Below are 12,837 nucleotides of genomic sequence, written 5' to 3'. Positions count from 1 at the left end.
CCCGGCGGGCCGGTCGGAATGGCGGCGTACGGCCGCCGCGAATGCGAAGGGAATACCGCGTGAGGACATGGGTTCACCCCGATGATGGAAAAGCCCGCAGAATGGGCGACGCGAGAAACGCTAGGTCGCGCTCATCCGGTGGACGGGCAGATGGAGAGGAAGAAGAACGGCAATTTCGACGGCCCGGTCAATTGCCGTCCGGGGACCAGACGTCCTGCTCGTCGAGCACGTCCGGGGCGTATTTTCCCAATGCGCTGATCAGCAGCCGCATTTCCATGGCGAGACATTCCGTGAAGCGGATCAGCCCCTGGTCCGGGTCCTCCGCGACGGACAGCAGGGCGGCCCGGCCCAGCCCGACGGCACACGCGCCCAGCGCCAGGCTCTTGACGGCGCGGGCGCCCTCCCACATCCGGCCGGACACCAGCAGGCAGGGCGGCGGATCGGCGGCCAGGCGCCGCAGGCATGCGGCGAGCGGCAGCCCGACCCGGCCGGTGAACGCGACGGGCGCCCAGCCGGTGCCGCCTTCGGCGCCGTCCACCGTCACCGCGTCCGCGCCCGCGTCCACGGCCACCCGCGCCGCCTCGGCGACATCGCGGCCGGGGTGGAGTTTGACCCAGACCCGGGCCCGGGGGAAGTTGTTGCGCATCAGCCGGATCTGCTGGCGCAGGATCTCCGCCGTGAACGTGCCGGGGCTGCTGGAGCGCAGCACGTGCCGCTCGCCGAGGGCTGCCGTGTCCAGGCCGTAGCGGTCGCCGAACCGTGCTGCCGTCGCCGTGTCGAGGACGGTCATCCCGCCGAGCCCGGGCTTGGCGCCCTGCCCCGTCTTGAGCTCGAAGGCGAGCCGTCCGGAATCCAGCAGGGGCCGGGCGGTGGGGTCGCTGTAGACGAGGTTCCAGACCTCGGCGTCGGCGTCCTCGGTGCTCTGCTGCACGGCCACTCCGCCGAGCCCGTCGGGCAGTTCGCCGGTGTAGGCGCGCAGCCGGCCGAGCAGGGTGGTCGAGGCGCCGCCGTCCGGGCCGCCGGGTCCGGCCGGTCCGTTCAGGCGGCCGTAGCCGTGCACCGGGACGACGTTCTCGCCGATGACCATGGGCAGTCCGAGGCGGCCGGCCTGGCGGCTCAGCGCGAGGCCGGGGTCGCCGCCGGCGGCCCGGGTGGAGCCCAGCGCCGACACGTACACGGGCAGTGCGGCGGTGAAGCCGCCGATGCGAGTGGTGAGTTCGACGTCGTCGTACATCGGCTCGCGGCCCAGTTCGATCAGTTTCTTCAGCCGCTCCGCCATGAAGACGGGCGGGACGAGACGCATCCGGTCGAGGGCGTCCTCCGGACCGGTGGGGGCGCCAACGCCTGCGCCTGCGCCCGCACCTGCGCCGAAGAGCACGTGCCCGTAGTCCTCGGCGGCGGGGAACGCGGCCGCGGCTCCCGACCGGGCCCGGCGGCGGACCTCGGCCTCGGGGAAGGCCGGGGCGACGGGGCTCGGGCTCACGGCGAGACCACCCCGGGCAGCTTGGGGAAGGCGTTGGCCTGCCACACCGCGTCCCGGCCGGCGACGTACCGGGTCAGCCGCTCGACGCCGATGCCGAAGCCCGCGCTGGCGGGGACGCCCTCGCGCACCATGTCGAGGTACCAGCGGTACTTCTGCGGGTTCTCGCCGGTCTCCCGCATCCGGGTGACGATCTGCGCGTAGTCGTTGGTCCGTTCGCTGCCGCTGCACAACTCGCCGTAGCCCTCGGGGGCGATGAGGTCGAAGTTGCGCAGCACACCGGGCTCGGTGCGCGACTCCCGGTCGTAGAAGCCGCGGGATCCCTTCGGGTAGTCGGTGACGAAGAACGGGCGCGCGGCCTTGGACGACAGCAGTGCCTCGCCCGCCCAGTCGATCTCGGCGTGCGGGTTCTGGTCGTGTCCGACGGCCCGCAGTTCGGCGACCGCGTCGGCGTGCGTGAGCAGGCCGAACGACCCGTGCAGCAGCTCGGTGAAGGCGTCGACGTCCCGGCCGAGGAGTTCGAAGTCGGCGGGCAGCGCATCGCGGGTGGTGCGGACCATGTGGACGACGAGGTCCTCGAGGAGTCCGGTGATCCGCTCCCGGTCCGCGCCGGCCACCTCCACGTCCAGCTGGTGGAACTCCGCGAGGTGCCGGTTGGTGTCGGTGGTCTCCAGCGGCTCCAGACGGACGTTGGGGGCGATGCAGAAGATCTTGTCGAAGGCCAGCAGGGAGGCCTGTTTGTAGAGGATGGCGCTGGTCATGAGCTTGTAGCGGTGGCCGTAGAAGTCGATGTCCACCTGTTTGGAGCCGCGGCTGCCCGGGTCGGTGACGGGCCCGATGACCGGCGGCAGCATCTCGGTGAACCCGGCCGACGTCAGGTACTCGCGGGCGGCCGCGATCAGTTGGTTCTGGATCCGCAGGGTGCTGTGGGTCGCCGGGGACGAGAGGTGCGCCCGGGGGCCGGGAGGGGGCGGCGGTGAGTGGGGCGTGTCGTGGCTCATGGCTGCTGATCCCATCTGTCGGTGGTGTGGGCGTGGACGGGGTGGGACGGGCACCGGACGGTTTCGGTCCGGGCGCGCCGGTCGAAGGTCCGCTGTACGTAGGACAGGGCGGCCATCAGGCCGTCCGAGCCGAGGATCGGAGGCCGGCCCCGTTCGGGCCTGCCGGGCAGCGGCATCGCTCCGGCGGCGGACCAGTACAGGCGGCCGTCGGCGTCCAGTCCGCTGCGGGCGCGTCCGGCGTTGTCGGGGTGGAGGCAGAACGGCACGTCCAGGTAGCCGCGGGCGAAGGCGGTCACCAGGGCGCGGCCGATGTCCCGGTCGAGGTCGAGGACGGCGTCGATCAGGGCGCTCGCCTCCGTGTGGATCCCGGTGTCCGGGACGCCGGGCGGCCTCGGCACGGACGCTTCCGCGGCGGCCGCCCCGGCGGCCGTCTCCAACGCCGTCACGTTCTCCGCGACGGTGGGGATGCGGTGCGCCTCGGCGGTCGTCTTCACGATCAGCCGGGCCGCGCCGGTGCGGACCGCCAGCCGGGCCGCCTCCCGCAGCAGCAGCCGCGCCCCTTCGGGGGTCAGCGGGTACATCCCCATGTGCGCGTAGACGACGATGTGCCATTCGACGTCGGGCAGAAGTCGGGCGGCGAGCCGGGACAGCGCGGTGACCGACTCCTCGTCCTGGCGGGCGTTGGCCTGCTGCGCGTAGCTGAGGGAGACGCTGCGCAGTCCGTGCTGCCGGAAGAAGAGGGCTTCCAGCACGCTGAGCGCGATCAGCAGGCCGGGCGGGCAGAGCTGGCCCATCATGCAGCCGCCGAACGTCTCCAGATGGGGGCGCGCGCCGGCCTGCTGGGCCTCGGCCAGCAGCGCGCAGCTTCGTTCCCAGCCGGCCACGGCCACGTTGAGCGGGACCCGGCTGTAGGGCAGGCAGTACGAGACCGGTCCGCCTTCGGTGGCGTCCAGTCCGGCGGCCAGCAGCGCGGTGACGATCTTCTCGGGGCGGGCCGAGCCGTGCCGGACCTGCACCGGGAAGGCGTCGTCCGCGACACCGCGCAGCACCTGCCGGGTCACGGCCGGGTCGTAGGTGGTGATCGGGTAGCCGTTGAGCGCCATGCCCTGGGCGACGGCCCGCCGCGCGGCCACGGCGTCGCCGGTCCTCGTGTAGCTGTCCACGGTGATGGTGCCGACCGTGGTGGCCGCCGCGGCGCGGGTGGCCCGCAGGCCGTCCCGCATCCGGTCGGGTCGGCTCATTCCCATCCTCGGCTGCACCACCAGGCGGCCCTGGGCCTGTGCCTGGGTCACGAAGCGCCCGAACGGCACCGGCGGTGAGGCCGGCCCGGCAGTCATACCGGCACCGCCCGGGACAGTGCGCGGACGAACGAGCGCAACTCGTCGGCGGACGCGCTCTCCTCGAAGACCTTGTCGAAGCCGGCCGCCCGCAGGGTCCGCGCGACCGACCCGTCGTCGGCGCCCGTGATGCCGAGCTTGCCGCCTATCACCATCTGGGTGCGCAGCAGTTCGGGACAGGCGCGCAGGCCGGGGACGACCCGTTGGGCGTCGATGAACCCGTGTCCGTTGACACTGCTGAGGACGATCAGGTCGGGGGCCAGTCGCCGGCACTCGGCGATCAGGTCGGCGTCCGGGACGCAGGCGCCCAGATTGGTGACGCGGTGGCCGAGCTCCTCCAGCAGCAGTTGCAGGAAGACCAGGTTCCATGTGTGCGCGTCCGACGCCATGGTCGAGACGACGACGTCCAGGCCGACGCGCTCGGCCTTTCCCAGTTCCACGGAGATTCCTCGTTGGTTCAGTAGGGATGGGGAGAGGTGGGGGGGGAACGGCGGAGCGGCGAGCGGCGTGGTGAGGGGGCTCGTGGCGGGTCAGGAGACCAGCGCCGCCGGGAACGGGGTGCGGGGCAGGGGCTCACCGGGCATCGGCGCCAGGCCCGGGGTGCCGTACTGCTCGCGGCAGACCGTGCGGACGAGGTTGAGTACGGCGAACCGGGCGCTGTTGCGGTCCGGGGTCAGGCGGAGCAGGCCGCGGGAGAGGAGTTCGTGGAGGGACTGGTGACAGTGCTGGGCGCTGCGGCCGTCGGCCGCGGCGGCCTCTTCCAGGGACCAGTCGGACGCCGAGTCCGACAGCAGTCGTACGAAGGCCAGCTGATCGGCGGTCAGCGAGCGCAGGGCCTCGTCCAGGGCATCGCGCACGTCCCCGCGTTCGCAGTGCGTCACCGGTGGGGCGGCCAGTCCGAACGGGGCGGCGGAGAGCCGTTCGGTCAGCCGGCCCGGGGATTCGAGGAGCGTCCAGCCGGCCGCGTACTCGAGTGCGCGGGGCAGTCCGTCGAGGTAGGCGCAGAGTCCGGCGATGGCCAGGGTGTCGGACGGCTCCAGGGTGAGGCCGGGGCGGAGTCGCCGCATGTGGGCCAGCATGAGCCGAACGGCGGGCACGGCGGCCAGGTCGCTCGGTGCCGTGTCCGGGCCGGGGGTGTCCAACGGCGCCAGCGGGACGACCTGTTCGCCGTCGAGGGACAGCGGCGACCGGGTGGTGACCAGTACCCGCAGGCTCGGGTGGCGGTGGAAGACGCGGTCCAGCAGGGTGTGGTCCAGCCCGTCGTCGGCCCCGTCGAGCACCAGCAGCGCGGGCCGGTCGCCGACGGCTTCCAGGGGACCGGTGCGGCCGGCCGGCGCGGCGAGGGACAACCGGTCGCCGCAGGAGACCCAGTGCACCGGCCAGCGCTCGGAGCGGTGCGTGTGCCAGGCCGCCTCCAGGGCCAGCCGGGTCTTGCCCACCCCGCCCAGGCCGACGACGGACACCAGCCGGTCGCCGTCTCCGGTGAGGCAGCGCGCGAGCGTCGCGGTCTCCCGTTCGCGCCCGACGATCGCGGTGCGCGGGGCGGGCGGGGCCGTGGGCTCCTCGGCGGGCACCTGCCGGCGTGCCGACGCCTCGAAGGCGGAGCGTGCGCGGCCGGTCAGCCGCAACGCGTCGGCGACCAGCCGTACGGTCTCGTGCCGGGGCCGCCTGACCCGGCCGGCCTCCATGTCCCGTACCGCACGCACGCTCAGCGTGGCGTGATCGGCCAGGCACTGCTGGGTCATTCCGGCGCGTTCACGCTGGGATCTGAGCAGTTCGCCGAAGCCGGACACCGGCTGACCACCATCCATGCCGTTTTCCCTTCACATCACCACCGACGATCTGGCCGAGGCCGGGTCCGGTCTCCGCCTGGAATGGATGGTGGTGGGAACGGATATACGGGGGATCATCAGCCGCCCCCGGCCGCGAGGGCACGGCGGTGATCGGGCCTCCATCCCGTGTAGATCGGCCATCGGCAGTCTTGGACCAGAACGAGGCACACGGCCTCACCGGGCTCCTCCCGGTACCCGAGACCCAGCTCCTGGGCCCGATCCCGAAGGCGGACGGCACCTGATGAAGGCACTCCCGAAGTCCCTGGTCCCGCGTAAGGCGGCGCTCCTGATCGCTGCCGTGGGCTGTGCCGCCGCGCTGAGCGCGGCAGTGTCGGTGGGCACGCACACGGACGCCCCGAAGCCGGCCCACTCCACGACCGTGCTGGCCGACGGCGGAGCTCCGGAGGAGTGGAACAGCACGGGCTGACCCGGGACGGCCCGCCCGTACGGGTGAGCGGCTCAGCCGACCTTCGGCTGGGCCGCTCATTCGTTCAACGGGCTCATACGTCGAGGGGGGTTCACGCCTTCAGGGGCCAGGTGGCGCATCCGGTTCACGGGCCCGGTGGCACGTCCGGCAGCTTTGCCGCCAGCTGCTCCGCCTCGTCGGCGTCGGGCAGTCCCAGGCGGGTGAAGACGGCGACCGCCTGGCGTGCCCGGGACAGCGCGGCCGGGTTGTCGCCGAGGTCGGCGAGGGCCCGGCCCAGGACCAGCAGGGCGTTGCCCTTCTCGCGCTCGGCGCCGAGTTCCTCGCACAGGGCCAGGGCCGCCTCTCCCTCGGACAGGGCGAGGTCCGGTTTCCCCATGACCCGCCAGGTGGCCGCGAGCCGGGACCTGGCCTGGGCCTCGCGGCCCCGGATGCGGAACGCCGTGCAGGTCTCCAGGCACCTGGTATAGCTGGTGACGGCGTCCGGGTGACGGTCGAGTTCGTGCAGTGCCATGCCGTGGACGTACCACGCGTAGGAGGTGCCGTGCGGGTCCGCCACGTCCCGCAGTTCGGCCAGGACCTCCTCGCACATGCTGACGGCCTCCGGCGCGCGGCCGCTGCGCAGCCGTGCCTGGGCGGCGTTCAGCCGGGTCACCAACTCGCCGGAGCGGTGGCCGAGTTCCCGGGCCAGTTCGATCGCCCGGTCGTAGGAGTCCACGGCGTCGGCGTACCGGTGCTGGAACTGGGCTATCAGACCACGGTCGTTGAGGATCTGCCGCAGGATGACCGTGTCGCCGGCCCGCCGGCAGGCTTCGGTGGCCAGCCGGGTCTGCGACTCGGCCTCGGCGAGCTGGGTGTTCTGCAGCGCGGCGTTGCCGCACACGAAACGGGCCCGGCCCTCGGCCTGGTCGTCGCCCCGCAGCGCGGCGGCCTCGGCCACCATCCGGGCCGCGGTGGCCAGTTGCGCGTACGGGATGTCCCGGCCGAAGGGGGTGAGCGCGACCAGCAGGTCGGTGGCCATGCGCAGCATGGGGGTGTCGCCGCCGAGCGCGAGCCGGGCAGCCGCCGTCACCGCGTTCGTGGTGCAGTCGAACTCCGAGGTCACCCAGGCGCGGGCGTCGGCCAGCGTGGCGAACCGGTGTCCGGGCGTGGCGCCGCCGCCGAGGATGGCGCCGACGGGATCGCCGGGCACCATGCTCTGGAACGCCGAACAGGCCACGCCGAGCAGATGGTCGAGGAGCCGGCCCAGGGCCGCGGTGCCCTCGGCCCGCGCCGTGTCGGAGGGCTCGCCGGTGCGGTGTGCCGCGGCGGGGGCGGTCAGCTGGAGTGCGAAGGACCGGAGCAGGTCGTGATAGCGGTACCGGCCGGGCAGCGGCGCCTCCAGCATGGCCGCGTCGACGACCGATTCCAGCAGGTCCTCGGCCTCGTACTCGTCCAGTTCGAGCACCACCGCGGCGGCCTCGATGCCGATGCCGGGCCGGGCGAGCGGCGCGAGCAGCCGGAAGGCCCGGGCCTGGTCGTCCGTGAGCTGGCGGTAGCCGAGTTCGAAGGCCGCGGCCACGCCCAGGTCTCCCGCGCGCAGTTCTCCGATGCGCAGTCGTTCGTCGGCGAGCCGGGCGGTCATGGCCTCGATCCGCCACCGGGGGCGGGCGGCGAGCCGTGAGGCCACGATCCGCACGGCGAGCGGCAGGTGTCCGCACAGGGCCACCAGCTCGGCGGCGGCGCCGGGCTCCTCGGCGACGCGCCCCGCGCCGGCGATCGAGCGGAGCAGGGAGAGGGCCTCGTCGGTGTCGAAGACATCGAGATCGGTCTGCAGGATGGTGGGCAGGCCGCTCAGCCGGCCCCGGCTGGTGATGATCACCCCGCAGTCGGCCGAGCCGGGCAGCAGCGGTCTCACCTGGGCGGGGTCGCGGGCGTTGTCCAGCATGAGCAGGATGCGCCGGCCGTCGAGCGTCGTACGGAAGAGGCGGGCGCGGTCCTCGGTGGCCGCGGGCAGGCTGTGTCCGGGTGTCCCGAGCGCGGTGAGGAAGCTGCCCAGGACGGTGGCCGGGTCGGCGGGTTCCAGGCCGTTGCCGTGCAGGTCGGCGTAGAGCTGCCCGCCGGGGAAGTCGGGTTTGGCCCGGTGCGCGCCGCGGAGGGCGAGGGTGCTCTTGCCGATGCCGCCCATGCCGCTGATGGAGACGACGGGCAGGGCCACCCGGGTGGGGTCGGTGAGAGCGCTGCACAGTGCCTCGACCTCGGTCGTCCGTCCGGTGAAGTCGGCCGCGTCGGCGGGTAACTGGGCCGGCCGCAGGGGCGGGGCGGGCGCGGGCGCCTCGGCCGGTACGACGGGATCGCCGGGTTCGGGGCGTTCGGGGGATTCATCGGCCGCGGGTGCGGCCCGCGTGGCCGTCGCCGACGGCCTGGCGGTGTCCGTGGCACGGCCCGCCGCGGGCCCCATCAGCTCCGGATCGCCCGCGAGGACCCGGGCGTGCAGGCCGGTCAGCTCCGGGCCGGGGTCGATGCCCAGTTCCTCTGCGAGTACCCGGCGCGCCCTGCCGAAGACCGCCAGTGCCTCGGCCTGGCGTCCGACGGCGTAGAGCGCTCGCATCAGGAAGCCGTAGGGTCTCTCCTGCATCGGGTGCTCGTGCGTGAAGGCGATGAGGTCGGGGATGACCAACCCGTGCTGCCCCTCCCGGAGGCGGTGCTCGAATCTCTGCTCCATCAGGGTGAGCCGCAGCGCACCGAGCCGGGAACGCTGTTGTTCGGCGAAGGGTCCCGGCACACCGGTCAGGGGTTCGCCCTGCCAGAGCGCCAGCGCCTCGTTCAGCAGGCTGCCGCACTCCGCCTCGCCGCCGGCGTCGCGTGCCCGCAGGGCTCCGGCGGCGAGCTCCTCGGCGCGCACCGCGTCCACCGACTCGGGCGGGACGGTCAGTTGATAGCCGTCGCGCAGCGACACCAGGAGCTTGGGCGCGGCCCGGTCCTCCTCCATGACCTGTCGCAGTCTCCACGCGTAGGTGCGCAGGGTGGAGAGGGCGGAGTCCGGAGGTTCCTCGCCCCAGACCGCGCTGATCAGCTCGTGGGCGGAGGCCGCCCGACCGGACCTGAGCAGCAGGGCGGTCAGCAGCGCCTGCTGCTGTGGAGACCTGGTGGGGAGCGCCGCCCCGTTCCGTAATACCTGCACGGCCCCGAGCACGACGAACCGAATGCCCTCGGCCATTCCCCTCCCCTGACCCCCAGCCTCCCCGCCGGGTGCATCCCGATGCTCTGCCAGCCCCAACCCACCTGCAAGCCGCCTGACCGATTATCGAGATCTTTTGACCGAAAATAGCAGCCGATTCCGGACAGCCGGTGGCGCCGACCACGCACGTCGAGCGGCCGGGATCCCGGGACCGGACTGCGACCTGCTCCTCGAAGAAGGGACAGTCCCCGGCGAACGTGGGCCGCAGCCGGCCGAATTCCTCGGCGTCGACCCGGCGGGCCTCGCCGACCTCTCCCGGATCGAGTGCGAGTTCTCCTCCCTCGACCGCGGCGGTCCACCGGTGGAGGACGAAAGCGCCGTCCTCGGTTGCGCTCTCCCACACCTTCTCCGGAGGCCTGCCCCTGAGCCCGACCTCTTCCAGTACTTCGCGCACCAGCGCGTCCCGCCGGCTTTCGCCCGGCTCGATCGTTCCGCTCAGGGGATTGAGCGCTCTTGCGACGATCAGGTGGAACGCGTCGAGCGGCCGCTTCGCTCTGTGCCGTTGCCGTGCTGTTCCTCGGCGCTTGCGGGACACAGGTGGCCGGCCAGGAGGACGGGAGGTCGCCCTCGTCGGCGGCGACCGAGCCGATCCCGTGGACCACGATGCAGCCTTCCGCGGTCACCGGAGTCCGGCTCGGCGCGGACCGGCGCACGCTGCTCCTCGACGCGCAGGTACCCAGTGGCGTCCCGCGTTGCGGTTGTGCGGAAAGCTGGGCTGCACGCCACCGGTCACCGGCTGCCACTGTCCCCCTCGCTGCACCCGAGTTACCCCCCGCCGTCCGCCTCTCCTACGCCCGGCATACGGTCCTCCGCGCCGGACAACCCGTGACCACCGACCGCTACGGCCTCTTCTGACCGTCTCGCGGGGTGCCACCGCCCACGGCATGCCGTCGGTCGGTTCAGCTCTGCCGGCTTGTCCGCCTGCCCCAGGTGCCACCTCGGTCACCACCGTCGTCAATCCAGCGGTATGACAGGCCTCAGGAGGGTGCCGCGGGTGTGCGGGCGCTGCGCGACGAAGTCGCCCTGTTCGGGGTCGCGATAGGAGCTCGCCTGAATCAGCCACTTGGCGAACCAGGGTTCGCCGCCGCATTCGGTACCGCCGCCGTCGGCGCCGCGGACCTCTCGGCGGTCGGCGGTCAGCTCCCACCTGTAGGAGTTCTCGGCCATGTGCAGTCCGGACAGCGTCGGCGACGCGGTGGCGACGCGGACACCGTCGGGCATGACAAGGGTGTTGCCGTCTTCGAGCCATCGGATCGGCATGCGGTCGCCCCAGGGGAACAGGCTTCGGGCGCCGAATGCGTAGGCGTGTTCCCATTCATCGGGGGTGGGCAGGCGTCGGCCGGTCCGTGCCAGCTCATCGGTGATCGTGTCGTAGGTGGTGTGGGCCGCGAGCCACGCCGCCGTGGGTTTTCCGTCCGGGTCGAAGCGGACTCGGCCATGGGTGCCCGTGTCGGTCTCGGGCAGGATGAAATCGTCGACGAGTTCCTGGCATCCCGGCTTCCACCGCTGGACGAGCGCGGTGATGACCGGGTGGTCGAGGGGAGCTTCGCTCACACCGGCCTCGTCGGAGTGCGTGGCAGCGAGGAACGCCTTCACATGCGCAGTACGGGGGCGCGAGGTGATCGCGGCGATGTGCTCGCGGATCTCCTCGACAGTGCTGTCGGTCCGGTGGGCGAGGGCCTCGGCCCGGTCATCCGGCTCGACGTCGGCGTACTCGGGAAACAGGTCCAACGCTCGGTGGCTACCGAGATAGGACAGCACCTCTTCGTCGGTCGGCGTCCAGGATGCGGGGTCGAAGCCGAGCTGGGCGTGTCCGCCGGGTACGAAGGAGTATGGTCTCCCGTCGATCTCGACGATCGCGTTCCAGGCGGTTCGTCCGGCGAATTCGTGAGAGTGGACGGAAGTGACGGCACCGCCCGCCTTTCGAGCGGTTGCCTCTGCGGTGGCCGCAGCCGCCTTCTGGTCGAAGTGGAGCCACTCGTCGAGGGTGATATCGGCAGTCGACATGCCGCGGAGTATGCCGGACCCCACTGACAGCCGAGGCATCGAGTCTTCGGTCATGCGGAGGCCTCTGTGGTCAGGCGCGCAGGGAGCGCCCGTGACCGGGCGCGGTGCCGACCCGATGCGGTTCTGCGTCGTGGACGGGTCGGCGCTCCCGTCACGGCGTGGCACGGCACAGCGGTCCCGGACGGCGAGGGCCGCGGAGCGGCCCGGGTGGGCATCGGACGGCCGGAGTCGCCGGACGGCCGCCGCTCCCGCTCGTCCTGGTCCCTCAGGGCGTGGTCCGTCAGCCGGCACCGCCCGTGCCTCCGGTGCCGCCGCGGCCGCCGCTCTCACAGCCGATCCCGAGGCAGATCCCGCCGCGGCCGCCGGTGCCGCCGAGGCCGCCGTCGCCGGTGCCCACCGCGACTCCGCCCGTGCCGCCGGTGCCGCCGTTGGCGCTGCCGCCGCAGATCCCGGCGCAGATCCCGCCCGTGCCGCCGGTGCCGCCCTCGCGGCCGGGTGTGCCGGTCGTGCCGGTGCCGCCGTTGGCGCTGCCGTTGCACAGTCCGGCGCAGATCCCGCCCTGGCTGCCGTTGCTCCCGTTGACGGTTCCGTTGCAGTTGCCCGCGCACACCCGGTCGCCGATCCGCACACTGCCGTCGCCCCCCTTGACGGGCCCGAACTGGCCGAGGCCGCCGCCCGGCCGGGCGCTGTCGGCGGGGAGCTGCCGGGCGGCCGCCGTGGCCGGACGGCTCTGCGGCACCGGCGCCGCCATCGCGGCCGGGGCCAGCACGCCGGCCGTGACACCGGCGGTCAGGGCGGCCGAGGCCGTGAGACCGAGACGGACCTTCCAAGAAGGCGTACGCATGACATTCCTCTTTCCAAAGAACTGTTTTCCGTAGTGTGGTTTCCGCTGTATCGAATAAACCCGGTGATGAGCCGTGTCGTCACGGTCCGGGAACTCGGGGCTTGACAGAAACGCCCCGGCCCGCATCGGGCCGGGGCGTCCTGGGGATTTCCTTGGAATTTCCTCAGGAGCCGAAGAGGGAATTCAGATCCAGCAGCGCGGCCCAGTCCCCGTCGCGGAGCTGCTTGTCCCAGGTGTCGAACTCCTTCTCGGAGATCTTGTACTTCTTGACCACCTCGGACTTCTTCGCCTGCCCGGACTCCACGGTCAGCACGATCCGTGCCTTGTCCAGGCCCGTGAGCTCCGACTTGGGCTTGTCGGGCAGGTCGTCGAACCTGAAGCAGCCGGGCTTGCCTGGCTTGCCGGGTTCTCCCGGCTGACCGGGTGCACCGCCCCTCCCGCCCTCTCCACCCTTCCCTCCTTCCCCGCCCTGGCCGCAGTGGGAGGCGGCGGCGGCCGGGGCCGTCAGGCTGGTTCCCGTGGTGACACCCGGCGTCGCCTGGGCGGCGCACGCGGTGCCGGTGGCCAGGGCCAGCGAGGCCACCGCCAGGACGAGCGGACGCTGCCAGCGAGTTCTGGACATGGGGGTTCTCCGTTTTCCTTGATCGAGCTCGTGATTCTGGGGGGGTAGGGGGGTGGGGACGGAGGCCGCG

10 protein-coding genes and 1 pseudogene are annotated in these 12,837 nt (G+C 72.6%); 1 reads left to right on the top strand and 10 read right to left on the bottom strand.

Going from position 1 to position 12,837, the window contains the following annotated elements:
• Nucleotides 1-187: 187 nt before the first annotated feature.
• The 5 genes from ACFWPS_RS52950 to ACFWPS_RS52930 all read right to left on the bottom strand — a co-directional run bounded on the left by ACFWPS_RS52950 (nucleotide 188) and on the right by ACFWPS_RS52930 (nucleotide 5,629).
• Nucleotides 188-1,483, bottom strand: a complete 1,296-nt coding sequence (locus ACFWPS_RS52950) for a glutamate synthase-related protein (protein ID WP_383721530.1) — start codon at nucleotides 1,481-1,483, stop codon at nucleotides 188-190.
• A complete protein-coding gene (locus ACFWPS_RS52945) occupies nucleotides 1,480-2,481 on the bottom strand; it encodes an asparagine synthetase A (protein ID WP_383721527.1) in 1,002 nt (333 codons plus the stop codon). The genes ACFWPS_RS52950 and ACFWPS_RS52945 overlap by 4 nt, the downstream gene beginning before the upstream one ends.
• Complete coding sequence (locus tag ACFWPS_RS52940) at nucleotides 2,478-3,818, bottom strand: methylaspartate mutase (protein WP_383721524.1); 1,341 nt, start codon at nucleotides 3,816-3,818, stop codon at nucleotides 2,478-2,480. Before ACFWPS_RS52940 ends, ACFWPS_RS52945 begins: the two co-directional genes overlap by 4 nt.
• Nucleotides 3,815-4,258 carry a cobalamin B12-binding domain-containing protein gene (locus ACFWPS_RS52935; RefSeq protein WP_383721521.1) on the bottom strand — a complete coding sequence of 148 codons (444 nt, stop codon included), beginning with the start codon at nucleotides 4,256-4,258 and terminating at the stop codon, nucleotides 3,815-3,817. The genes ACFWPS_RS52940 and ACFWPS_RS52935 overlap by 4 nt, the downstream gene beginning before the upstream one ends.
• Before the next feature lie 90 nt (nucleotides 4,259-4,348).
• Nucleotides 4,349-5,629: a helix-turn-helix domain-containing protein gene (locus ACFWPS_RS52930; protein ID WP_383721518.1), complete on the bottom strand. Its 1,281-nt coding sequence runs from the start codon at nucleotides 5,627-5,629 to the stop codon at nucleotides 4,349-4,351.
• A 262-nt stretch (nucleotides 5,630-5,891) separates the two neighbouring features.
• Here ACFWPS_RS52930 and ACFWPS_RS52925 point away from each other — a divergent pair, with 262 nt between their 5' ends.
• Nucleotides 5,892-6,077: a hypothetical protein gene (locus ACFWPS_RS52925; protein WP_383721516.1), complete on the top strand. Its 186-nt coding sequence runs from the start codon at nucleotides 5,892-5,894 to the stop codon at nucleotides 6,075-6,077.
• 124 nt (nucleotides 6,078-6,201) lie between these two features.
• Here ACFWPS_RS52925 and ACFWPS_RS52920 read toward each other — a convergent pair whose 3' ends face one another.
• From ACFWPS_RS52920 to ACFWPS_RS52900, 5 genes and pseudogenes are all read right to left on the bottom strand, one after another.
• Nucleotides 6,202-9,273, bottom strand: coding sequence for a BTAD domain-containing putative transcriptional regulator (locus tag ACFWPS_RS52920; RefSeq protein WP_383721514.1), 3,072 nt, complete (start codon nucleotides 9,271-9,273; stop codon nucleotides 6,202-6,204).
• 235 nt (nucleotides 9,274-9,508) lie between these two features.
• Nucleotides 9,509-9,829 (bottom strand): annotated as a pseudogene (locus ACFWPS_RS52915) (NUDIX hydrolase); the annotation flags it as partial.
• A gap of 419 nt (nucleotides 9,830-10,248) precedes the next feature.
• Nucleotides 10,249-11,301, bottom strand: coding sequence for a hypothetical protein (locus ACFWPS_RS52910; RefSeq protein ID WP_383721511.1), 1,053 nt, complete (start codon nucleotides 11,299-11,301; stop codon nucleotides 10,249-10,251).
• A gap of 280 nt (nucleotides 11,302-11,581) precedes the next feature.
• Nucleotides 11,582-12,145, bottom strand: coding sequence for a hypothetical protein (locus ACFWPS_RS52905; protein ID WP_383721508.1), 564 nt, complete (start codon nucleotides 12,143-12,145; stop codon nucleotides 11,582-11,584).
• A gap of 163 nt (nucleotides 12,146-12,308) precedes the next feature.
• Complete coding sequence (locus ACFWPS_RS52900; RefSeq protein WP_383721505.1) at nucleotides 12,309-12,767, bottom strand: DUF1153 domain-containing protein; 459 nt, start codon at nucleotides 12,765-12,767, stop codon at nucleotides 12,309-12,311.
• Between the last annotated feature and the right edge of the window lie 70 nt (nucleotides 12,768-12,837).

This window comes from Streptomyces sp. NPDC058457 (assembly GCF_042720695.1).
Taxonomy (GTDB): domain Bacteria; phylum Actinomycetota; class Actinomycetes; order Streptomycetales; family Streptomycetaceae; genus Streptomyces.
The sequence above is the reverse complement of the archived record's forward strand: the minus strand, read 5'-3'. Positions and strand labels throughout refer to the sequence as shown.